The following is a 22868-nucleotide window of genomic DNA, read 5'->3' as shown; positions in this document are numbered from 1 at the left end:
CCCCACCCCAGACCGTAGCGTGTGCGGGGCCTTCTAGGCCGCGTGCAGCGGTGCCCAAGGACTACCGATGAACTTCTCGCAATTCTTCATTCAGCGACCGATCTTCGCCGCCGTGCTGTCGCTGCTGATCCTGATCGGCGGCGCCATCTCGCTGTTCCAGCTGCCGATCAGCGAGTACCCGGAAGTGGTGCCGCCGACCGTGGTGGTGCGTGCCAACTTCCCCGGTGCCAACCCCAAGGTGATCGGCGAAACCGTCGCCTCGCCCCTGGAGCAGGCAATCACCGGCGTCGAGGACATGCTCTACATGTCGTCCCAGGCGACCGCCGACGGCAAGCTGACCCTGACCATCACCTTCGCCCTGGGTACCGAGCTCGACAGCGCCCAGGTGCAGGTGCAGAACCGCGTCACCCGCACCATGCCGACCCTGCCCAGCGAGGTGCAGCGCCTCGGCGTGACGGTCGACAAGGCCTCCCCAGACCTGACCATGGTGGTCCACCTGACCTCGCCGGACGACCGCTACGACATGCTCTATCTGTCCAACTACGCCGCGCTCAACGTCAAGGATGAACTGGCGCGCCTGGACGGCATCGGCGACGTGCAGCTGTTCGGCCTGGGCAACTATTCGCTGCGGGTCTGGCTCGACCCGAACAAGGTGGCATCGCGCAATCTCACGGCCAGCGACGTGGTCACCGCGATTCGCCAGCAGAACCGCCAGGTGGCCGCAGGCGCCCTGGGTGCGCCGCCGTCTGCCGGCGACAACAGCTTCCAGCTGTCGATCAACACCCAGGGCCGCCTGGTCAGCGAGGAGGAGTTCGAGAACATCATCGTGCGTGCCGGCGACAACGGCGAGATCACCCGCCTGAAGGACATCGCCCGCATCGAGCTGGGTTCCAGCCAGTACGCCCTGCGTTCACTGCTCAACAACAAGCCGGCGGTGGCCATCCCGGTGTTCCAGCGCCCCGGCTCCAATGCCATCGCGATTTCCGACGCCGTGCGCGCGCGCATGGCCGAACTGAAGCAGAGCTTTCCCCAGGGCGTGGACTACGAGATCGTCTACGACCCGACCATCTTCGTCCGTGGCTCGATCGAGGCTGTGGTGCACACCCTGCTCGAGGCTATCGTCCTGGTGGTGCTGGTGGTGATCCTGTTCCTGCAGACCTGGCGCGCCTCGATCATTCCCCTGGTCGCGGTACCGGTGTCGCTGATCGGCACCTTCGCGGTGATGCACCTGCTGGGCTTCTCGCTCAACGCCCTGTCGCTGTTCGGCCTGGTGCTGGCCATCGGCATCGTGGTGGACGACGCCATCGTGGTGGTGGAGAACGTCGAGCGCAATATCGGCCTGGGCAAGTCCCCGGTCGAGGCCACCCGCCAGGCGATGAAGGAAGTCACCGGGCCGATCGTCGCCACCGCCCTGGTGCTCTGCGCGGTGTTCGTGCCGACCGCCTTCATCTCAGGTCTCACCGGCCAGTTCTACCAGCAGTTCGCCCTGACTATCGCGATCTCCACGGTGATCAGCGCGTTCAACTCCCTGACCCTGTCGCCGGCCCTGGCCGCCGCCCTGCTGCGCCGCCACGACGCGCCCAAGGACGCCTTCTCCCGCCTACTCGACAAGCTGTTCGGCGGCTGGCTGTTCGCGCCCTTCAATCGCCTGTTCGAGCGCGCCAGTCGCGGCTATGGCCGCACCGTGCAGCGCGTGCTGCGCGGCAGTTCGATCGCCCTGCTGGTGTATGGCGGGCTCATGGGCCTGACCTACCTGGGCTTTGCCAACACCCCGAGCGGCTTCGTGCCGCCCCAGGACAAACAGTACCTGGTGGCCTTCGCCCAGCTGCCGGACGCCGCGACGCTGGACCGCACCGAGGCCGTGATCAAGCGCATGTCGGAGATCGCCGGCGAGCACCCCGGGGTGGAGAACACCGTGGCCTTTCCGGGACTGTCGATCAACGGCTTCACCAACAGCCCCAACAGCGGCATCGTCTTCACCCCGCTCAAGCCGTTCGATCAGCGCACGGACCCGTCCATGAGCGCCGGCGCCATCGCCGGCCAGCTCAACGGTCAGTTCGCCGAGATCCAGGACGCCTTCATCGCCATCTTCCCGCCGCCGCCCGTGCAGGGCCTGGGCACCATCGGCGGTTTCCGCGTGCAGGTGCAGGACCGCGGCAACCTCGGCTACGAGGAGCTGTACAAGCAGGTGCAGAACGTCATCGCCAAGAGCCGCGAGGTGCCGGAACTGGCCGGACTGTTCACCAGCTACACGGTCAACGTGCCCCAGGTAGATGCCGACATCGACCGGGAAAAGGCCATGAGCCACGGGGTGGCCGTGGAGGACATCTTCGACACCATGCAGGTCTATCTCGGTTCGTTGTATGCCAACGATTTCAACCGCTTCGGCCGCACCTACCAGGTCAACGTCCAGGCCGAGCAGAAATTTCGTCTTGAGCCGGAGCAGATCGGCCAGCTCAAGGTGCGCAATAAGCGCGGCGAGATGGTGCCGCTGTCGACCTTCGTCAAGGTCTCGGGCAGCGCCGGTCCTGACCGGGTGATGCACTACAACGGCTTCCTCACCGCCGAGATCAACGGTGGCGCGGCGCCCGGCTACAGCTCCGGACAGGCCGAAGCGGCCATGGCCAAACTGCTCAAGGAGGAGCTGCCCAACGGCATGAACTTCGAGTGGACCGAGCTGACCTATCAGCAGATCCTCGCCGGTTACACCGCGCTGTTCGTCTTCCCGCTCTGCGTACTGCTGGCCTTCCTGGTGCTGGCCGCCCAGTACGAGAGCTGGAGCCTGCCGCTGGCGGTGATACTGATCGTGCCGATGACCCTGCTGTCGGCCATCACCGGGGTGATTCTCAGCGGCGGTGACAACAACATCTTCACCCAGATCGGCCTGATCGTGCTGGTGGGCCTGGCCTGCAAGAACGCCATCCTGATCGTCGAGTTTGCCAAGGAGAAACAGGAAGAAGGCCTGGACCGCGTCGCGGCGGTGCTGGAGGCCTGCCGTCTGCGCCTGCGGCCGATCCTGATGACCAGCTTCGCCTTCATCATGGGCGTGGTGCCCCTGGTGCTGTCCTCCGGCGCCGGCGCCGAGATGCGCCACGCCATGGGGGTGGCGGTGTTCAGTGGGATGCTCGGGGTGACCTTCTTCGGCCTGCTGCTGACGCCGGTGTTCTATGTGCTGATTCGCGCCTTCGTCGAGGGCCGCGAGGCCAGGCAGGCCAAGCGTTTGCAGGAGGTGCAGGCATGAAGGCCCTGACCCCTGCCCTGCTCGCCCTGGCATTGAGCGCCTGCGCCGTCGGCCCGGACTATCGGGCGCCGGACACGCCGGCGGCGCGCGTGCTCGGCGCCGAGCACCAGGACTACGATCGCTCGCGTTTCGAGGCGCTCTGGTGGCAGCAGTTCGACGATCCGACCCTGAATCAGCTGGTCCGGCAATCGCTGCGGGAGAACCGCGAGTTGCGCGTCGCCTTCGCCCGCCTGCGCGCGGCCCGGGCCATTCGCGACGATGTCGCCAACGACCGCCTGCCGACCGTCACCGGGCGTGCCAGCAGCGCACTGGGCAAGGCGCAACAACCCGGGGTGAGTGAGCGGCGGCTGAGCAGCGAACGCTACGACCTGGGCCTGGACATGGCCTGGGAGCTGGACCTGTTTGGCCGCATTCAGCGTCAGCTGGAGGCCAGCGAGGCGCAGATCGAGGTCGTCGAGGCGGACTATTTCCAGCTGCAGGTCAGCCTGATCGCCGAGCTGGTGGAGGCCTACGGCAGGCTGCGCGGCGCCCAGCTGCGTGAAGCCATCGCCCGGGAAAACCTGGACAATCAGCGGGAGTCGCGGGGCATCGTCGAGCAACTGCGCGATGCCGGCGTCGGCAGCGAGCTGGATGTGTTGCGCAGTGAAGCCCGTCTGGCCGCCGTCGAGGCCAGCCTGCCGCAATTGCAGGGCAAACAGCTGCGCGCGCGCAACCGTATCGCCACCCTGCTCGGCCAGCGCCCGGAGCAACTGCGCGTGGATCTGTCTGCGCGGCCGCTGCCGGCCATCGCCAAGGCCCTGCCGGTCGGCGACCCAGCCGAGTTGCTGCGCAGGCGGCCCGACGTACGTGCGGCGGAGCGCCGCGTGGCGGCCGCCAGCGCGACCATTGGCGTGACCACCGCCGAGTTGTTCCCGCGGGTCAGTCTGAGCGGTTTCCTCGGCTTCACCGCCGGTCGGGGTTCGCAGCTGGGCGCCTCGGCGGCCCGGGCCTGGGGCCTGGCGCCGAGCATCAGCTGGGCGGCCTTCGACCTGGGCAGCGTGCGCGCCCGCCTGCGCGGCGCCGAGGCTGACGCCGAGGGCGCGCTGGCGAGCTATGAACAGCAGGTGCTGCTGGCCCTGGAGGAAACCGAGAACGCCTTCAGCGACTACGCCAAGACCCAGCAGCAGCTAATCGCCCTGCTGCGCCAGTCCGAGGCCAGTCGCGCCGCCGCCGAACAGGCGGCCATCCGCTACCGCGAAGGCACGGTGGACTTCCTCGTGCTGCTGGATGCCGAGCGTGAGCGCCTGGCCGCCGAAGATGCCCAGGCCCAGGCGGAGGTCGAGCTGTACCGCGGCATCGTGGCCATCTACAAGGCCCTCGGCGGCGGCTGGCAACCCCAGGCCTGATCCTTGCTCACTCCCAGGTTGGTGTTGCTCGCCAACCCTCTTCGCCCCAGGTTGTCGCTCCTGACCCTGGGGCATTTTTTTGCTCGCGCCAAGGTGCGCGCCGACCGTGCACGGCTAGATCAGGCCGCCGTTGACCCCTATCACCTGGCCGTTGACCCAGTCGCCCTCCTCGCTGACCAGAAAGGCCACGACATTGGCGATATCCGCGGGGCTGCCGAGGCGCTCCAGGGGCGCCTGCTTGGCCAGCCGCTCGACCAGTTCCACCCGTTTGCCACTGAGGAACAGGTCGGTTGCAGTCGGCCCCGGGGCGATGGCGTTGACGCAGATGCTGCGCCCGCGCAGCTCCTTGGCGAATACCCGGGTCAGGCATTCCACCGCGGCCTTGGAGGCGGCGAACAGCGAATAGCCCGGCAGCGCCAGGGCCACCGCGCTGGAGGAGAAGTTGACGATCCGCCCGCCTTCGCGCAGACGCGTCGCCGCCAGGCGCAGGGTGTTGAAGGTGCCTTTGGTGTTGATCGCGAACAGCCGCTGGTACAGCCCATCGTCGCTGTCGGCGAGATTGACCATGCCGGGCTGGATGATCCCGGCGTTGTTGATCAGGATGTCGACGGCGCCGAACTCCACCTCAGCCTGGTCGAACAATGCTTCGACCGCGACCGGGTCGCTGACGTCGGCCAGCACCGCATAGGCCTGGCCGCCGGCGCGGGCGATGTCGCGGACCACCTGCTCGGCGTCGGCCGGCCGCGAGGTGTAGTTCACCACCACGCGGATGCCGTCGGCGGCCAGGCGTTTGGCAATGGCTGCCCCTATTCCCCGCGAGGCGCCTGTGACTATGGCTACTTTCGGCATGGGCACTCCCGAGCGTGCGGCTCAAGCATCCACCGCGGATCCGGCGAACGCCGTGCACGTCTTTAGCAGTGGTATAGCCGCCTTTGGCCGATCGTGTCCGACCAGTCATCCCTCGGCGGGCCCGGCGCCTAGTGGAATCTCCGCCTTTGCCAGGGGGCGGGCGGGCTAGGCGGTGACCGTCGCGCCGCCGGCCAGGGCCTGGATGAACTGGTCAGCCGGCAGCGGATGGCCGAGCAGAAAGCCCTGCAGCGAGTTGCAGCCCAGCTCGGTGAGAAAGCTTTTCTGCTGCTGGGTTTCCACGCCCTCCGCGACGATGCGCAGGTTCAGCGCCTGGCCCAGGGCGACAATGGCGGAGATGATCGCCGCATCGTCGCTGTCATGCACCAGATCGCTGACGAAGCCGCGGTCGATCTTCAGCTCGTTGGCGGGCAGGCGCTTGAGGTAGAGCAGGCTGGAGTAGCCGGTGCCGAAGTCGTCGATGGACAGGTCGACACCCATCTCGGCCAGGCGATTGAGCACCTGCAGGGTCGCGTCGGCATCGCTCATCGCGGTGGTCTCGGTAATCTCCAGGGTCAGGCAGTTGGCCGGCAGCGCATGCTGCCGCAGCGCCTTGGCGACACTGTCGATCAGGCCGGCATGGCAGAACTGCAGCGCCGACAGGTTCACCGCCACGCGCCAGTCGCGGTGACCCTGTTCGTACCATTGGCGCATCTGCCGGCAGGCTTGGTCGAGCACCCACTCGCCGATGGGGATGATCATCCCGGTCTTCTCCGCCAGTTCGATGAACTCGGCCGGCGAGACGATGCCGCGCTCGGGGTGCTGCCAGCGCAACAGGGCTTCGGCACCGGTCGGTCGGCCGTTTCGGGCATCGAACTTGGGCTGGTAGTAGAGGCGGAACTCATCGCGCTCCAGGGCCATGCGCAGGTCATGCAGCAGCTGCAATTGCTTGCGCGCATTGGCGTTCATCGACGCCTCGAAGAAGCTGTAGCCGTTCTTCCCCGCTCCCTTGGCGTGGTACATGGCCGCATCGGCATTGCGCAGCAGGGCTTGCTGATCCTCGCCATCGCCGGGATAGAGGGCAATGCCGACGCTGGTGGAGACGCGCAGCTCGTGTTCGCCAATGGTGAAGGGCTGGCTGATCAGCTGGACGATCTGCTCGGCGAGGCTCACCGCATCGTCTGCCTCGCGCAGCTCCGCCAGCAGCACGAACTCATCGCCGCCGACCCGCGCCAGGGTGTCCTGCGCCCGCAGGCGCTGGCGCAGGCGCTCGCCCACCGCGCACAGCAGCATGTCGCCGAGGTGATGGCCAAAGGCGTCGTTGACCGGCTTGAAGCCATCCAGGTCCATGAACATCAGCGCAAAATGGCCACCTCTGCGTTCCATCTTGTGGATACTCTGGCCGATTCGGTCTTCCAGCAGCAGACGGTTGGGCAGCTTGGTCAGCGGGTCATGCAGCGCCAACTGGGTCAGTTCGCGGTTGGCCAGGGCCAAGGACTCGCTCAGCCTGGCGACTTGCGCCTGCATGCGCGCATCGAGCAGCGAGGTCAGCAGGGCAATCACCAGCACCGTCAGCGTCGCGATACCGACCAGGCCCGCCAGCCAGGCGCTGTCCAGGCCAGTGCCGGCGGCCAGGCAGAAGCTGTCGAGCGGGAAGTTGGCCGCGGCCATGCCGGTGAAATGCATGCCGACTATGGCGCCGCCCATGACCAGGGCCGCCGCGGCCCTTGCCAGGCGCACCGATGGTCCGGGCAGGCGCAGGCGAAAGGCGATCCACAGCGAGGCCGCAGAAGCGGCGACGGCGATGAGCAGGGACAGGCCAAACAGCACGGGGTCGTAATCGATGCCCGGCTGCATGCGCAGGGCCTGCATGCCCACGTAGTGCATGGCGCTGATGCCCGCCCCCATGACCAGCGAGCCGAGCAGCCAGTGCCAGCGTGGCATCTGTGGCTGGCTCACCAGCCACAGGGCGAATCCCGAGGCGAGCACGGCCATGGCCAGCGACAACAGGGTGATGACGAGGTCGTAGCCGAGGGGGATCGGCAGGCTCATGGCGAGCATGCCGATAAAATGCATCGACCAGATGCCGATGCCCATGGCCAACGCGCCGCCGGCGATCCACAGGGGCAGCGCCAGGCCCTTGGCCGTGGCGATACGCCCGGCCAGGTCGAGGGCGGTATAGGAGGCCAGCATGGCCACCGCCAGGGATGTCAGCACCAGGGAAAAATCGTAGCTCGCAATCAGCATGGCAACGCTCTATACGCCGCCGGGCGACAGCCCGGGAACAGAGGGTTAAGTTCTGGAGTGGAGCCGGCGCCCTGGCGAGGCGAGCGCATCCCGACTGGGAGCACCGGCTTCATGCAGGCCACTTGCAGCTACATTTCCGCGACAAGTGCCGGGGATCTTAACCAATAAAGCTGTGAGCCGTTACCCAAAATTTGAAACGGAACAGCCACTTGCTGAACAAAGCTGGAGTGATTCCCTATCTATAGCAGCCTGCCGGCGGCGCGGGCACCTGCCCCGGGTGCCGCGCAGCGTCGGGAGCGAGTCCGCAGTCGGGCTAAGCTTGTAGGCATGGTTAGTGCCACTTTTCGCTTCTATGAGGAGCTCAACGACTTCCTGGCGCCTGCGCGGCGGCGCAGGGCGTTCGAGTGCGATTGTGCGCAGGCGGCGACGGTCAAGCACATGATCGAGGCCCTCGGCGTGCCCCATACCGAGGTCGAGCTGGTACTGCTCAACGGCGAGTCGGTCGGCTTCGAGCGAATGCTGCTGGACGGCGACCGGGTGGCGGTCTATCCGAAGTTCGAGCGTCTGGACATCAGCCCGCTGCTCAAGGTCCGTGATCGGCCGCTGCGGGTGCTGCGCTTCGTCGCCGACGCCCATCTCGGCGGACTGGCCCGCCTGCTCCGCATGCTGGGCTTCGACACGCTCTACGACAATCACTTCGAGGACGCGGCCATCGCCGAGCTGGCGGCGCAGCAAGGCCGCATCGTGCTGACCCGTGACCGCGAGCTGCTCAAGCGCAGCGTGATCAGCCACGGTTGTTACGTGCACGCGCTGAAACCGGCCCGGCAGCTGCGCGAGTTGGTCGAGCGACTGGACCTGGCGCGCAGCTTCAAGCCGTTCAGCCTGTGCCTGCATTGCAACCTGCCGCTGCAGCCGAGCGATCTCGAAGAGGCCCGCGAACGGCTGCCCAGTCGCATCGGCTACAGCTACTCGCGCTTCATGCACTGTGCCGGCTGCCGCCGCCTGTATTGGGAGGGCAGCCATTGGCGCAACATGTGCGCCCTGCTGGCGCCACTGCTGGAGCCAGGCAGCGATCCAGCGCCCCGCTAGGGCAACCTTGCGCGCATCCCGGCGCGCTCAATCCGGCACACGCAGGCCTTTTTCCCGCAACCAGGCGGGATTGAACAGGCGCCTGGCGTACAGGCTGCCGCGGTCGCACAGCAGGGTCACCAGGGTATGCCCGGGGCCCAGATCGCTGGCCAGGCGGACCGCCGCACAGAGGTTGATGCCGCTGGAGCTGCCGACGAACAACCCCTCCTCACGCAGCAGGCGGTAGACCATGTTGACGCACTGCTGGTCGTCGATCTGCAGCGCCGAGTCGATCTGGGTGTCCTTGAGGTTGGCCGTCACCCGGCTGGTGCCGATGCCCTCGGTGATGGAGCTGCCCTCGGCCAGCAGCTCGCCATCCAGTACCCAGTGGTAGAGCGCGCTGCCCATGGGGTCGGCGAGAACGATGCGTACCGCCGGGTTGCGTTCCTTCAGATAGCGCGACACGCCCGCGAGGGTGCCGCCGGTGCCGGTGGCGCAGACGAAGGCATCGACCCGTCCTTCGGTGTCGCGCCAGATCTCAGGGCCCGTGGTGCGGTAGTGCACCTCGCGGTTGGCGGTGTTGTCGAACTGGTTGGCCCAGATCGCCCCGGGCAGTTCCGCGGCCAAGCGCCCGGCGATCTTCTGGTAGTTGTGCGGGTCGCTGTAGGGCTTGGGCGGCACCGGGCGCACCTCGGCGCCCAGGTGGCGCAACAGCTCCAGCTTTTCCGGGGATTGGTTGTCGGGTATCACGATGATGCAGCGATAGCCGCGCACCGCGCAGATGTGCGCCAGGCCGATGCCGGTGTTGCCGGCGGTCCCCTCGACCACGGTGCCGCCGCTGCGCAGTCGGCCGCTACGCTCGGCGTCCTCGATGATGCCCAGGGCGGCGCGATCCTTTACCGAACCGCCGGGGTTGAGAAACTCGGCCTTGGCCAGTATCTCGCAACCGGTTTCTTCACTGAGCCGGGCAAGCCGGATCAGCGGTGTATTGCCGATCGCACCGATAAAACCCTCGCGCAGGTTCATGGTGCACCTCCAGCCAGCTGTAACCCTCTCAGTCTAGTGGGCTATACGGCCGCTTGCAGGCCGGGCAGGAGTGCCGAAGCAATGCCGGGCGGGCCGAACGCCGGCCCGCCTCAGCGCTTGAGCGTCATCAGCTGTTCGCGCATGCGCTGGTTTTCCTGTACCAGTTGCCGCTGGGCGAAGGCGTCGCGCAGCTGGCTGCGCAGATCGTCGGCGTCCCAGGGCTTGGTGATGAAGCGGTAGATCACCCCTTCGTTGACCGACTTGAGGATATTGCGCACTTCGGTGGAACCGCTGAGCACCATGCGGATGATTTCCGGATAGATCATCCTGATTCGCCTGAGGAACTCCACGCCGTTCATGTCGGGCAGGCGCAGGTCGGTCAGCACCACATCCACCGGATGGGTCGCCAGCAGGTTCAAGGCTTCCACGCTGTTGCCGGCAACCAGTATCTGGTAGTTCTCCTGGCGTAGCTCGCGGCGCAGCGAATTGAGGACGCCGGGCTCGTCGTCGATCAGCAACAGGTAGGACACTGGCTCGCCGGCCATGAGGGGCGGCAGCTGCAGTTCGCCATCTTCGTCGAGGAACTGCATGCAGGCCTGGGGTGGCAGCGGCGGCGAGTAGTAGTAGCCCTGCAACTCGTCACAGCCGGCGGCACGCAGAAAGCCCAGTTGCTCGGCGTTCTCCACGCCCTCGGCGATCACCTTGATGCCCAGGTTATGGCCGATGGAGATCATCGAGCGCGCCAGGGAGGCGCTGTCCGGGTCCAGGTGCACGTCGGTGACGAAGCTGCGGTCGATCTTCAGTTCGCTGAAGGGAAACCGCTTGAGGTAGCCCAGCGACGAATAACCGGTGCCGAAATCGTCGATCGAGAAGCGAATGCCCACGTCGATCAGCGCGCGCATGCGGGCCAGCACCTCATCGGCGTTGGTCATCAGCATGGACTCGGTGACTTCCAGCTTGACCATCGATGGCGCCACCTCATGCTGGCGCAGGATGGCCTGGATGCGCTCGACGAAGTCGGGCGCCATGAAGCTGATGGCGGAGAAGTTCACCGCGATACTGCCGTTGAGCAGCAGGTACTTCCAGTCCTGCAACTGTCGGCAGACGGCGTCGAAGACATGGAAATCGATGCCGACTATCAGCCCGGTCTCCTCGGCCAGGGGGATGAATTCGTCAGGCATCACCGTCTTGCCGCCCTGGCTCCAGCGCACCAGAGCCTCGAAGCCGCACAGGCGCCCGTTGTGCAGGTCCAGCTGCGGCTGGTAGACCACCTGGAACTCGTTGTGCTGCAGGGCATGGCGCATCTCGCGCTCGAGCAGCAGGCGCCGCTGCATCTGCTCGTTCATCTGCGGGGTGAAGGCGCAGATGCGGTTACGTCCCTGGTGCTTGGCCTGGTACATGGCGGTATCGGCGTTGCGCAACAGGGTGCTGATATCACGACCGTCCTCGGGGAAGCAGCAGAAGCCGATGCTGCAGCTGACCACCACTTCCTGGCCGTCGAGTATCAGGGGCGCGGCGACGCTCTGCTTGAAGCGCTCCAGGCCGCCGAGGCGCTTGGTCATCTGACCGCCATCGGCCAGCAGGATGACGAACTCGTCACCGCCGAGGCGCGCCACGGTGTCGATCTCCCGGGCGCAGGCCTTGAGGCGCTCGGCGACCTGCATCAACAGTTGGTCACCGGCGTTGTGGCCGAGGCTGTCGTTGACCACCTTGAAGTTGTCCAGGTCCATGAAGGCCAGGGTGAACAGGCCCTCGTTGCGGCTGGCGAAGGCTATGGCCTGGAGGATGCGGTCGTTGAGCAGGTTGCGATTGGGCAGGCCGGTCAGGCTGTCGTGGTTGGCCTGGTGCTCCAGTTCCTCCTGATAGCCCTTGGCCTCGGTGATGTCGTGGAGGATGCCGACGAAGTGGCTGATCTTGTCGCGATCGTTCACCACCGGGGCGAGGCGCAGTTCGTTCCAGAAGGCCGAGCCGTCCTTGCGGTAGTTGCGCAGGACGGCCCTGCCCTCCTCCTCGGCACCCAGGGCCCGGCGGATGCTGTCCAGCTCCGGTTGCTCGCGGTCGGTGCCCTGCAGGAAGCGGCAGTTGCGCCCGAGCACTTCCTCGCTGCGGTAACCGGTGATGCGTTCGAAGGCCGGGTTGACGTAGACGATCGGCTGATCTTCGCGCTGGTTGTCGGTGATCACGATGGCATTGACGCTGGCCTCCATGGCCCGCGTGCGGATGCGTATTTCCAGATCGCGCTGGCGCTGTTCGCTGATGTCCTGGATCACCGCGATGGCGCCTTGCACCACGCCGTGTTCGTCCAGATAGGGCACTGCGGAATTGAGCGTGGTCTTGTGCGAGTCATCGAAGGCCTGGATATCGATGATCTCATTGCGCATCACCTTGCCCTCGCGAACGGCCCGGGCCAATGGCCAATCTGGCGCATCCAGGGGCTCGCCATGCTCCGTCCAGGCGCCCCGGTAGCGTGAGTATTCGTCCAGCTCCGCCGGCTGCGGCCCGGCCCAGATCAGGCCGTTCTCCGGGTTGCTGAGAATCAGGCGGCCCTTGCTGTCGGCAACCGACACGCCGACCGGCAGGTTGTCGAGAATCTTGCGCAGCAGCGCCTCGCTCTGTCCCAGGGCCCGGGTGCGCTGCTCCACCAGCTGCTCCAGGCTCTCGAACAGCCGTACCCGGCCGAGCGCCATGGCCAACTGGCGACCGATGGAGGCCAGTGCGACGAGTGCATCCTCCGGCCAGGATTGGCCCTTGTTACGCACCACATTGAGCATGCCGATGGTCTCGCCGCCGAGCTGCAGCGGGATGCTGGCGTGACTGTGCTCGGCCATCTGCGCCAGGGCCGGACAGCCGGCGATATTGCTCGGCACGCTGAGCTGGTCGCTCAGCCAGGCATGCCGGCACGGGCAGTCCGTGGAGCAGGCCGTCAGGCGCTCCAGGCTGTAGTCGCCATCGCGGCCCCGGGCGTCCGCCACGCGCAGGGTGCCAACCTGCTCTGCACCGTCGGCAAGTAGCAGCCAGGCACCGACCGCGTTGGGGAATTCGAGGATGCGCCCCAAGGCAGCGTCGATGACGTGACGCTGACTATTGGCGTCGGTCAGACCGCTGGTGAACTGGAACAGGCAGTTGAGCAGCGAGTTGCTGCGGGTCAGCTCGTCATGCTTGGCCAATAGCTCGTGGTTGAGCCTTACGCCCTGCTCATAGGTGGAGATCAGCAGGTCGAGGATCTGCTGGCGGCTGGCGGTGATGAAATGGCGCTCGCCCTCCAGCACCACTTCCACGCCCATCTGCACCCGCTCGTTGCTGCGCAGCTCCAGATTGACCATGAAATAGCGAATGCGCGACATCAGGTACTTCTCGTCGTAGGGCTTGACGATGAAGTTGTCGGCGCCGCACGCCAGGCCATGCACCACGTCCCGGGCGTCGGCGAGGCTGGTGACCAGGATCACCGGAATGCTCGACGTGCGTGGATCGCCCTTGAGCTGGCGGCACAGCTCGTAGCCGTCCATCTCCGGCATGACGATATCGCTGATGACGATGGTCGGCAGTCGTTCGGCCAGGCAGGCCAAGCCTTCTACGCCGTTGCGCGCGATGCGCGTCTGGCAACCGGCCGCCTCGAGCAGGAACTGCAGTTCGGCGGCCTGGGTCGGGCTGTCCTCGACGATGAGAATTTCAGCATCCGTGAACATGGTTACTCTCCTCCCGGCAGGGTGCTGCAGGTAGCACCGCGCGAGGCAATCGTATTGAGCAGGGTGGCAATCGCCTCGGGCGGCAGCACCTGGCGCGCCGCATGCAATCTGATCGCCGCCAGCGGCATGGCATCGATCACCGCGCTGGCCGGCTCCTGAACGACTGTGAGAGCGCCGAGGCGATGCAGGTCGAGCAGCCCCTCGGCGCCGTCACGGCCCATTCCAGACAGCTGCACGGCAATCGCCTGATTGCCGAGGGACAGCGCAACGCTGCGAAACAGATGGTCGGCCGAAGGGCAGTACGCCTCGCCATTCCTGCTCCGTAGCTGAGCCCGCAGATCGGCGCCGACCCCCAACTGCTTGCCATCCGGCGACAGGTACAGGACCCCCGGTTGCAGCGCCTGGCCGTGTTCGGCGATGACCACGGAGATGGTGCAGATGCTCGCCAGCCAGTCGCGGAAGCTGGCCACGAATCCGGCCGCGATGTGCTGGGCCAGCAGCATCGGCCAGGGCTGCTGGGCCTTCAGGCGTGACAGCAGCTCCTTCAGCGCCACCGGACCACCGGCGGAGGCGGCAATGGCCACCAAGCGTGGGCGCCCGGTGTATAGCGGGCTGCCTTCCGCTGGCGCCGGCCCCTTCTTCAACGAGCGGGGACGGCGTACGATCTTGACCTGTGCCATGTTGCGCAGGGTGCCCAGCAGTTCCTCGACCCGCTCCTCGAAGTTCGCCGCCCCAGGCCCGCGGGGCTTCTCCAGCACGGCCAGGGCGCCGGCTTCCAGCGCATGCATGGCCGTGGCGGCGCCGTACAGGTTGGCGCTGGCGGTCAATACCACCACCGGCAGTGCGTACTTTTCCAGTATCCGCGCGGTGGCTTCATAGCCATCCATGCCCGGCATATGCACATCCATGGTGATGATGTCCGGTTGATAGCCTTCCAGCAGGCGCAAGGCCTGCTCGCCACTGTCGGCCTCGCGCACCTCGAAACCCTCACTCTCCAGCACCGTGCGCAGCAGCACCCGCAGCACCGGCGAATCGTCGACAATCAGTACGCGCATGACAGCTCCCAATCAGATCAGACGACGAATCGCGTCGAGCAGGCTGTCCTGCTCGAAGCCGCTTTTCACCAGGTAGGCGCTGGCCCCGACCTCGAGGCCGCGGGCGCGGTCCTCGGCCGAGTGCAGCGCCGTCACCAGCACCACCGGCAGTTCCGCCAGCTCACGGTCGCCGCGAATCCGCGCGGTGAGGGTGAAGCCGTCCATGCGCGGCATCTCCACGTCCGACACCAGCAGGTCGAACGCGCCCTGCTTCAGGGCGTTCCAGGCCTCCAGCCCGTCATTGGCGGTGGTGACCTGGTAGCCGGCCCCCTCGAGGATGGCCTTGAGCAGGCCGCGCGAGGTGAACGAGTCCTCGGCGATCAGCAGGCGCTGCGCCGTGGCGCCGGGCGCCTCCGCCTCGCTGCGCTGCAGGCTGCCGGCACCGACGTTCAGGGCGCTGCGGTAGAGGTCGCCCGGATGCAGGATGGGCACCAGCTGGCCGTCGCCGAGCAGGGTCGCGCCCAGCAGGTTGCGCACCCGCAGCAACTGCTTGCCGAGGTTCTTCACGGTGATCTCCTGGTCGCCGAGCAGCTCGTCGACCAACAACACGAAGGGCTCGCCGTGCACCTTGAGCACCAGCAGGGTCAGGTCGTCGTCGCTGCCCGCCGAGCCGCTCAGGCCCAACACGTCGGCCAGGGCCCAGACCGGTAGGACGCGCCCGTCGAGGGCCAGCGAGGGGCGGTTCTCCAGGTTCTTCAGCGCACCGGCCGGCAGGCGCAGGCAGCGCTCGACCGCCAGCGCCGGTATGGCGAAGGTGCGTTCGGCGTTGCGCACGATCACCGCGCGGAAGGTCGACAGGCTCAGCGGCAGGTGCAGGTGGAAGCAGGTGCCCTGGCCGGGGCTGGATTGCAGCTCGATGCGCCCGCCCAGGCGCTCGACCACCTCCTGGACGATGGCCATGCCCAGGCCGCGCCCGGACAGGTCGGTGATCAGCGCGCTGGTCGACAGCCCGGAGCGAAAGATCAGCCGCTGGCTTTCCGCCTCGCTCAGTGCCTGGGCCTGTTCCGGGGTGAGCAGCCCGGCGGCGACGGCCTTGGCCTTCAGCGGAGCCGCCGAGATGCCGCCGCCGTCGTCCTGCACGCGCAGCTCGAAGCGATCCGCCGACTCCTGCAGCAGCTCCACCTGAATCTGCCCGACCGCCGGCTTGCCGCTGGCCTCGCGCCGCTGGGGAGACTCCAGGCCGTGGTCCACGGCGTTGCGCAGCAGGTGGGTGAGCACCGTGCGCAGTTCGTCGAGGATGCGCTTGTCGACCTGCAGGTCGGTGCCGCGTACCTGCAGCTCGACGCGTTTGCCGGACTGGCTGGCCAGGTCCTGGACCATGGCCGGCAGGCCCTCCACCAGCGTGCTGCCGGCCAGCAGCAGTACCGCCTGCAGCTCGCCGACCTGGGCCTCGGACAGCTGGCTCAGGCCTTGCGCCAGGTGCTGCCCGGCCTTGGCCAGGTGGATCGCCTCGAAGTGCAGCTGATCGAGCTGGGCCTGGCTCCAGTTCAGGTAGTCGAGCACGCCCTTGAGGGCGTCGCGGCTGGCCAGCGGCAGCTCGTCGAGCTGGGCGTGCAGGCGCTTCAGGTGGCCGGCACCGAGCAGGCGCCTGCCGCGCTGCGGCTCGAAGGCGGCGGCGTGTTCGCGCAGGCGGCGGGCATGGGCCTGGGCCTCGAGCTTGAGCTGCAACAGGCTCTCGCTGTGGAACAGCAGGTTGTCCAGGCGCCGCGCCGAAACCCTCACCGTTCCCGGCTCCTGCGGCTGCGCCACGGCGGCTGGGACAGCCGCCGGAAGGCTGACCGCCTCGCCGCTCGCGGCGCTTTCCAGGCGCTCGCAACACTGCTCGGGCGCGCCCGCCTCGACACTCTCGCCGAGGTGCAACTGCTGCACCAGGCGCAGGGCATGCCGGCACAGTTCGACTCGCTCCGCCGTCAACTCAAGCAATCCACCACGTGCGGCGCTCAGCAGACTCTCCCAGGCATGGCAGAGTCGCTCGATGGGCGCCAGGCCCACGGCTCTGGCGGCGCCTTTGAGGCTGTGCACCTCGCGGAACAGCGACTCGATGGAGTCGCCGCTGGCCCCCGCCTGACGCCAGTTGGCCAGGGTGTCGGCGAGCACGGCCAGGCGCTCTCCGGCCTCGATCCGGAAGCTGTCGAGCAAGCGTTCCTGCAGCGCCTTGCGATCCAGGCTCATGGGCGGCTCACAACTTGAACTGGGCCGCCAGGCCCTGGAGTTTGAGGCCCAGTTCGTGCAGGTTGCGCGTGGCCTGGTCCATCTGCCGGGTACCGCTGACGTTGCTCTGGCTGGCCTCGCGTATGCTGGTCATGGCATTGGCTACCTGGTCCATGCCGACCATCTGCTGCTGGCTGGTAGCGGCGATCTGCAAGGCCATTTCGTTGGATTCGACAATGCTGCTGTCAAGGGCGCGGATCGCCTCGCCGCTGCTCTGTGCCCGCTCGTAGCCGGATTCCACCGTCTTGCTGCCCTGCTCGGCCAGCAGCACCGCCTTGGTCATGGCCTTCTGGATTTCGCCGAGTATGCCGCGCACCTGGGCGGTGGCCTGCTTGGACTGGTCGGCCAGGGCCTTGACCTCCTGGGCCACCACCGAGAACCCCTTGCCGGTCTCGCCGGCGCGCATCGCCTCGATCGAGGCATTGACCCCGAGCAGGTTGGACTGTTCGGCCAGGTCGCTGACCGAGGCGACGATCTCGCCGATGGTCTGGCTCTGCTCGCCCAGGCGCATGATGCTTTCCGCCACCGCCTGCATCTGCTCGCGGATCAGGCCCATGCCCTTGAGCGCCTCCTCCACCGCCTGCCGGCCGCCCTGGGCCACCTCGCGGGTACGCGCGGTGCTGTCGGCCACCGACTGCGCCTTGCTACTGGCCAGCACCGCGGTCTGCTTGACCTCGTCCACCGTGGTGACGATCTCGCTGATGGCGGTAGCGGTCTCCTGGGTATTGGTGGCGACCTGGCTGGTGGCTGCCAGCACCTCCTCGCTGGAGGAGGCCAGCACCGCAATGCCTTCGTTGAGCTCACCGACCAGGTTGCGCAGGTTCGCCAGCATGGTGGCGAAGGCGGTGCCCAGCACATCCTGGTCGGACACCGGCTGGCTGTCCTGGCCGAGGTGGCCCTGGGCCAGGTATTCGGCCTTGGCGGCCAGGGCCAGCAGGTACTGGCTCATCTGGCTGAAGGCCTGGGCCAGGCGGCCGACCTCGTCACGACGGGTCTCGCTGCGCAGCTCCCGGGGGATTTCGCCACGGCTGATGCGCTCGGCCATCAGGGTCAGGTGCGCCAGGGGCTGGGCGATATGCCGGCTGAGCTGCCAGGCCATGACAATGCCGAACAGCAGCATCAGCAGCCCCAACAGCAGCTGCTCCAGGCGCTGGCGCTCGACATGTGCCTGGGCCTGGGCCAGGGTCTGCAGCACCTTCTGCTCGGTCAGCTCGGCCAAACGCTGCCCGAGGTCGTTGATCTGCTCCATGCGTTGCAACTGAATCCCCAGGGCCAACGCTTCTGCCTGCTGCACCTGTCCGGCGCGAATAAGTGGCAGCAATTGCTGGTCACGGGTCTGCACGAACGCGTTGCGCACATCGATCAGCTGGTTGAGCAGCCGACCTGTGTCGCTTTCATCGCCCAGGCCGGCGAGCAGTTCGTCGAACAGACGATCATTGGCCTTGGACAACTCCGCGATTTCGCCTTCGCTCTGTGCCAGCCGAGTACCGGTCTCACCGTGGGCGTCGGCCATCGCCTGGAGCAGTTCGGCGCGCTGGGTGATGATGTTGACGCGCAGCTCCTTGACCTTGGACACCCGCTCGAAGCTGCGCTGGAACAAGGCGGCCTGGTTGTCCTGGAGGCTGGCGAAGCGTTGCAGCGAGGTGAGCAGAAGCGCGGCGAACCCGAGGATCAGCGCCGCGAAGACCAGCACCAGCTTGCTGCCGATGCTCAGGTTGGCAATGCTTCTGAACATGCTTGTATCTCCTTGTCCCGGGGGACTGATTCACTGCTCAAGGGCGCGCCTCGGCTCACAGCTTGAAGCGGCTGGCCAGGGTCTTGAGTTTCATGCCCAGCTGGTGCAGGTTGCGCGCTGCCAGGTCGACCTGCTGGGTGCCGCCGACGTTGTCCTGGCTGGCCTGGCGAATGCTGGCCATGGCCGTGGCGATCTGGTCCATGCCGATCATCTGCTGCTGGCTGGTGGCGGCGATCTGCAACGCCACCTCGCTCGAGGCCTCGATGTTGCTGCTCAGGGCGCGAATCGCATCGCCACTGGACTGGGCGCGCTCGAAGCCGGACTCCACGGTCTTGCTGCCCTGCTCGGCCAGCAGTACCGCCTTGGTCATGGCCTTCTGGATCTCGCCGAGTATGCCCCGCACCTGGGCGGTGGCCTGCTTGGACTGGTCGGCCAGGGCCTTGACCTCCTGGGCCACCACCGAGAAGCCCTTGCCCGCCTCGCCCGCCTTCATCGCCTCGATCGAGGCATTGACCCCGAGCAGGTTGGATTGCTCGGCCAGGTCGCCCACCGAGGCGACGATCTCGCCGATGGTCTGGCTCTGCTCGCCCAGGTGCATGATGCTTTCCGCCACCGCCTGCATCTGCTCGCGGATCAGGCCCATGCCCTTGAGCGCTTCCTCCACCGCCTCACGGCCGTTCAGCGCCACCTGGCGGGTGCGCTCGGTGCTTTCGGCCACGGTCTGCGACTTGCTGCCGGCCAGTTCGGCGGTCTGCTTGACCTCCTCCACCGTGGTGACGATCTCGCTGATCGCGGTGGCGGTCTCCTGGGTGCTGGTGGCCACCTGGCTGGTGGCGGCGAGGATCTCCTCGCTGGAAGACGCCAGCACCGTGATGCCCTCGTTCATCTCCTGCACCAGTTCGCGCAGGTACTGGCTCATGTCGACGAACGCCTGGGACAGGCGCCCCACTTCATCCTGGCGGGCGCTGCCGACGATGCCCTGGGGAATCTCGCCCCGGCCGATGCGCTCGGCCCAGCCGGTCAGGCGTGACAGCGGCCTGGCGATATGGCGGCTGAGCAACCAGGCCAGCCCGGCACTGATGCCGACCAGCAGCAGGCTCAAGTTGAATACCCGCTCGCGCTGGGCCTCCAGCGCCTGGCGCGAACGCTCCAGGGCCGCCGCGACGCGCTTGTCGGTGAGTTCGGACAGCTGTACGCCGAGCTCATGAATCCGGTTCATGCGCTCGAGTTGCACCCCGCTGTTCAACTGGCGGGCCTGCTCGAACGCGCCGGCGTGGATGAGTTCCAGTTGCTCGGCGCGGGTCTGCATCAGGGCGACGCGCACCGCCAGCATGTCCTCCAGCGCACTGGCAAATTCCTCGTCCTCGCTCGCCGCCTGCTGCAGGCGCCTGACCAGGCGGTCATTCTCCATCGTGCGCCGGCGGATGCCGTCCTCGATGCTCTGCAGGTCGGCCTGTGCCTGCTGGCTGATCACCTGCATCAGGTCGGTGCGCTGGGCCGAGATGTTCAGGCGTAGCTCCTTGACATCGGAGAGCCGCGCGTAGTGTTGCTGGAACTGCTGCTCCTCGATGCCCTGCAGGCTGGCGAAGCGCTCCAGGCTGCTGAACAGCAGGACACCGAAACCGGTGATCAGCGCGGCGAAGGCCGCGATCAGTTTGCTGCCGATACCCAGATTGAGAACCCTGCCCATCGCCGCCTCCATTGCCCTATTCCTCGACCTTGACCTGCAAACTCGTGTCGTTCAGCAGGCGCGTCCCATCCAGTACCGTGCATTGTTCGGCGGTGACCCCCAGCAGGTAGGCCGCGCGCACCCCGGCAAGATTGGCCACGCTCTTCTGCAGTCCGTCTCGACGGATTCGCCCGATGCCCTGGACCCGGTCGATCAGCAGGCCGAACTCCATCTCCCGGCTGCGCAGCACCGCCATGAAATTCTTGTCTGACAGGCCACCGATCGGCAGCTCGAACAGCACCCGCAGGTCGAGCAGCGAAACGATGTGGCCACGCACGTTGACGATGCCCAGCACGAACGGCGGAACGCCCGGCAAGGGCGTGTACTGGGCCAGCGGCAGCACCTCGGCGACATATTCGCTCTCGATGGCATACTGCTCGCCACTGATGCTGAAGGTCAGCACTTCCAGCCACTCTTCGACCTGCTCCTGACGCTCGCTTTCCGCCCACTGCCGGGTGCGCGCCAACAGGCGGGCGTCACGCTCCTCGGCATCCACGCCGAAACCGGCGGCCAGGCGCTGCTCGAACTCGGCGAGGCGCCGGCGGATCTGCGCCCAGCGTTGATCTGCCTTCAGAGACTCGGACATATATGCGCTTCCTGTTGCAGTTGATCGCACAGACGCAGTAACTGCGCACAACTGATGCCGTCGCCATGGGCCACCAGTGCGCCGCCGTCCTGGGTCAGGAGCAGTTGCCGGCATACTTGCAAGGCCTTGTCGCCCGCGCGGCGCTGGCCCTCGCCGTGCAGCAGGCGGGCGCGCAGGAAATAGCCAAGGATAAATTCGGGGTCCAGGTACAGCGCTTTGTGCAAGGCTGCCAATGCGGCCCGGTTATCGCCGGCCTGCTGAGCCAGTAGCGCCTCCAGCCAATACGCCGCCGGGGCGGCGCAATCCAGTGCCAGAGCGCGCTGCAGCCACTCCCTCGCCTGCTCGACATGCTGCTGATCGGCCCAGCTGCGCGCCATGGCCAGGCAGGCCCGGTGCTGTTGCGCGCGGCCCGGCGTGGCACAACCCAGGTAGGCCAGCAGGGCCTCGCGGGCCTGCTCGTGCTGGCCGGCGGCCTGGGCCTGGGTGGCCCGCTGCCAGTAGTCTTCACTGTTGCGCCGCTCGCGCTCGGCGGGATTCGGGCCGGGCGCCGCGGTCGCTGTGATCGGGCCGGGTTGCGGAGCACTCGAGCTGGGGCGTTCGGCACGACGCGGCACTGGCAGTGAGGCCAGCGGTGACGGTAACGCTGTCGGGAACGGTACGCTGTCCACCGACGAGGGGACGCGCACGTCCACGGCATAGTTGCAGCCGGCCCAGCGCCCCTGCAGGCCGGCCTGGGTCGCCAGCCCGGCCTCCACGGCGCTCAGCAGCAGCACGCCGTCCGGGCTCAGGCTGGCGAGCAGGCGACGCAGCGCCGCCTGCGCCCGAGCCGGGGAAAAGTACATCAGCACGTTGCGGCAGAGAATCAGGTCGGCGCTGGCAAGCGCCGGCGGCAGCTGGTTGTCGGCCAGGTTGTACTGGACGAAGCGAATACGTCCGCGCCAGGCCGGGCGTACCCGCCATTGCCGGCCCTCGGCCTGGAAGTGGCGTTGGCGGAAGCCCTCTTCATCGACGCGAAAGGCGTTCTTGCCGTAGAGCCCCTGCTCCGCCCGGGCGATGAATGCCGCATTGATGTCGCTGGCAACCAGCTCGATATTCCACTGCTCGCGCTCGCCTGCCAGCAGCTCGTCGATCAGGAACAGCAGCCCGTAGGCTTCCTCGCCGGTGCAGCAGCCGGCGCTCCACAGCCGAAGGCTCCGGCGGCCCTCGCGGCGACGGCGCGCCAGCAACGGCGCCAGGTGATGCGCGGCGAGCCAGTCGAAGGCTTCGGAATCGCGGCGAAAATAGGTTTCGCCGACGGTGAACGCGGCGATCAAGCCCTGCTCTTGCGCACTGTTCCAGTCGGCAAAGGCCAGCGCCTGCAACCACTTGTCGAAATCCGTTACTTCCCGCTCCAGGGCCAAAAGCTGCAGGCGGCGCAACAGGTCCGTCTGCCTGGCGCCGGCGAAGTCCAGGCCGAGATGCTGCAGGACCTTGTGGCTCAGGGCTTTCAACAGCCGCGGCGAACAGCTGGGTTCAGCGCGCAGCATCGAGGCGTCCCTCCTGGGTTGCCAGCAGCGCGTCGAGGCGCTGCTCGTCAGCATCACTGAGCAGCAGTTCGACATCCTGGATCAGCAACAGCCCGTCGCTGCTGCGCACCACGCCGCGCAGCAGGCTGGAAGGCACTCGCGGATCGGGCGTCGCGGTAAAGTCCTCGGCGCTGCAGGCCAGTACCGCTTCGACCTGGTCGACCGGCAGCAGCAGCTCGCGTGTACTGCTGGTCAGCCAGATGAAGGGTTGCCAGAGGGTGAGTTCAGGGGTTTTCCAGCCGAAGCGGCGGGCCAGGTCCACCACCGGAAGCAATTTGCCGCGCACGTTCGCCAGCCCGCAGATAGTCTCGGGCGCCCCGGGCAAGGGGGTGCTCTGCAGTGCCGGCAGCACTCGAACCACCTGATCGAGGGCAACCGCCAAGTGCTGACCCGACAACCAGAACGGCAACACCAGGTATCTGTCCATAGATCCGTCCCTGTCACCACAC

Annotated in this window: 14 protein-coding genes; 3 read left to right on the top strand and 11 right to left on the bottom strand. The window is 67.0% G+C overall.

The window, feature by feature from the left end:
* Window positions 1-67 precede the first annotated feature (67 nt).
* Both LPB260_RS16250 and LPB260_RS16245 read left to right on the top strand, forming a co-directional pair.
* Complete coding sequence (locus LPB260_RS16250; RefSeq protein ID WP_208706854.1) at window positions 68-3241, top strand: efflux RND transporter permease subunit; 3174 nt, start codon at window positions 68-70, stop codon at window positions 3239-3241.
* Complete coding sequence (locus LPB260_RS16245; RefSeq protein ID WP_208706853.1) at window positions 3238-4626, top strand: efflux transporter outer membrane subunit; 1389 nt, start codon at window positions 3238-3240, stop codon at window positions 4624-4626. The genes LPB260_RS16250 and LPB260_RS16245 overlap by 4 nt, the downstream gene beginning before the upstream one ends.
* A 114-nt stretch (window positions 4627-4740) precedes the next feature.
* Here LPB260_RS16245 and LPB260_RS16240 read toward each other — a convergent pair whose 3' ends face one another.
* Both LPB260_RS16240 and LPB260_RS16235 read right to left on the bottom strand, forming a co-directional pair.
* The gene (locus LPB260_RS16240) at window positions 4741-5475 is read right to left on the bottom strand and encodes an SDR family oxidoreductase (protein ID WP_208706852.1); all 735 of its coding nucleotides are present in this window, start codon (window positions 5473-5475) and stop codon (window positions 4741-4743) included.
* A gap of 165 nt (window positions 5476-5640) precedes the next feature.
* Complete coding sequence (locus LPB260_RS16235) at window positions 5641-7719, bottom strand: bifunctional diguanylate cyclase/phosphodiesterase (protein ID WP_208706851.1); 2079 nt, start codon at window positions 7717-7719, stop codon at window positions 5641-5643.
* A gap of 327 nt (window positions 7720-8046) precedes the next feature.
* On the opposite strand from LPB260_RS16235, the gene LPB260_RS16230 reads away from it, so the two are divergent.
* Window positions 8047-8808 carry a Mut7-C RNAse domain-containing protein gene (locus LPB260_RS16230; RefSeq protein ID WP_208706850.1) on the top strand — a complete coding sequence of 254 codons (762 nt, stop codon included), beginning with the start codon at window positions 8047-8049 and terminating at the stop codon, window positions 8806-8808.
* A 27-nt stretch (window positions 8809-8835) separates the two neighbouring features.
* On the opposite strand, the gene LPB260_RS16225 is transcribed toward LPB260_RS16230, so the two are convergent.
* From LPB260_RS16225 to LPB260_RS16185, 9 genes are all read right to left on the bottom strand, one after another.
* Window positions 8836-9813 (bottom strand): cysteine synthase A, encoded by a 978-nt coding sequence (locus LPB260_RS16225; protein WP_208706849.1) that lies wholly within the window; start codon window positions 9811-9813, stop codon window positions 8836-8838.
* Window positions 9814-9923: 110 nt separating this feature from the next.
* Window positions 9924-13499: an EAL domain-containing protein gene (locus tag LPB260_RS16220; RefSeq protein WP_208706848.1), complete on the bottom strand. Its 3576-nt coding sequence runs from the start codon at window positions 13497-13499 to the stop codon at window positions 9924-9926.
* A 2-nt stretch (window positions 13500-13501) separates the two neighbouring features.
* Window positions 13502-14554, bottom strand: coding sequence for a chemotaxis protein CheB (locus LPB260_RS16215; protein ID WP_208706847.1), 1053 nt, complete (start codon window positions 14552-14554; stop codon window positions 13502-13504).
* Between the two features lie 12 nt (window positions 14555-14566).
* Entirely contained in the window at window positions 14567-16765 is a 2199-nt protein-coding gene (locus tag LPB260_RS16210) for a response regulator (protein WP_208706846.1), read from the bottom strand.
* Window positions 16766-16772: 7 nt separating this feature from the next.
* Window positions 16773-18539: a methyl-accepting chemotaxis protein gene (locus LPB260_RS16205; protein WP_208706845.1), complete on the bottom strand. Its 1767-nt coding sequence runs from the start codon at window positions 18537-18539 to the stop codon at window positions 16773-16775.
* A 55-nt stretch (window positions 18540-18594) separates the two neighbouring features.
* Window positions 18595-20229 carry a methyl-accepting chemotaxis protein gene (locus tag LPB260_RS16200; RefSeq protein ID WP_218281497.1) on the bottom strand — a complete coding sequence of 545 codons (1635 nt, stop codon included), beginning with the start codon at window positions 20227-20229 and terminating at the stop codon, window positions 18595-18597.
* A gap of 16 nt (window positions 20230-20245) precedes the next feature.
* The gene (locus LPB260_RS16195) at window positions 20246-20854 is read right to left on the bottom strand and encodes a chemotaxis protein CheW (RefSeq protein ID WP_208706844.1); all 609 of its coding nucleotides are present in this window, start codon (window positions 20852-20854) and stop codon (window positions 20246-20248) included.
* A complete protein-coding gene (locus LPB260_RS16190) occupies window positions 20839-22380 on the bottom strand; it encodes a CheR family methyltransferase (protein WP_208706843.1) in 1542 nt (513 codons plus the stop codon). Before LPB260_RS16190 ends, LPB260_RS16195 begins: the two co-directional genes overlap by 16 nt.
* Window positions 22367-22846, bottom strand: coding sequence for a chemotaxis protein CheW (locus LPB260_RS16185; protein ID WP_208706842.1), 480 nt, complete (start codon window positions 22844-22846; stop codon window positions 22367-22369). The genes LPB260_RS16190 and LPB260_RS16185 overlap by 14 nt, the downstream gene beginning before the upstream one ends.
* Window positions 22847-22868 lie beyond the last annotated feature (22 nt).

The organism is Pseudomonas sp. LPB0260 (genome assembly GCF_013388395.1).
This window is presented reverse-complemented; position numbering and strand designations above follow the sequence as displayed.

Coding starts and splice junctions, on each gene's coding strand:
- LPB260_RS16250 (WP_208706854.1), top strand. CDS start 68: ATGAACTTCTCGCAATTCTTCATTCAGCGACCGATCTTCGCCGCCGTG.
- LPB260_RS16245 (WP_208706853.1), top strand. CDS start 3,238: ATGAAGGCCCTGACCCCTGCCCTGCTCGCCCTGGCATTGAGCGCCTGC.
- LPB260_RS16240 (WP_208706852.1), bottom strand. CDS start 5,475: ATGCCGAAAGTAGCCATAGTCACAGGCGCCTCGCGGGGAATAGGGGCA.
- LPB260_RS16235 (WP_208706851.1), bottom strand. CDS start 7,719: ATGCTGATTGCGAGCTACGATTTTTCCCTGGTGCTGACATCCCTGGCG.
- LPB260_RS16230 (WP_208706850.1), top strand. CDS start 8,047: ATGGTTAGTGCCACTTTTCGCTTCTATGAGGAGCTCAACGACTTCCTG.
- LPB260_RS16225 (WP_208706849.1), bottom strand. CDS start 9,813: ATGAACCTGCGCGAGGGTTTTATCGGTGCGATCGGCAATACACCGCTG.
- LPB260_RS16220 (WP_208706848.1), bottom strand. CDS start 13,499: ATGTTCACGGATGCTGAAATTCTCATCGTCGAGGACAGCCCGACCCAG.
- LPB260_RS16215 (WP_208706847.1), bottom strand. CDS start 14,554: ATGCGCGTACTGATTGTCGACGATTCGCCGGTGCTGCGGGTGCTGCTG.
- LPB260_RS16210 (WP_208706846.1), bottom strand. CDS start 16,765: ATGAGCCTGGATCGCAAGGCGCTGCAGGAACGCTTGCTCGACAGCTTC.
- LPB260_RS16205 (WP_208706845.1), bottom strand. CDS start 18,539: ATGTTCAGAAGCATTGCCAACCTGAGCATCGGCAGCAAGCTGGTGCTG.
- LPB260_RS16200 (WP_218281497.1), bottom strand. CDS start 20,229: ATGGGCAGGGTTCTCAATCTGGGTATCGGCAGCAAACTGATCGCGGCC.
- LPB260_RS16195 (WP_208706844.1), bottom strand. CDS start 20,854: ATGTCCGAGTCTCTGAAGGCAGATCAACGCTGGGCGCAGATCCGCCGG.
- LPB260_RS16190 (WP_208706843.1), bottom strand. CDS start 22,380: ATGCTGCGCGCTGAACCCAGCTGTTCGCCGCGGCTGTTGAAAGCCCTG.
- LPB260_RS16185 (WP_208706842.1), bottom strand. CDS start 22,846: ATGGACAGATACCTGGTGTTGCCGTTCTGGTTGTCGGGTCAGCACTTG.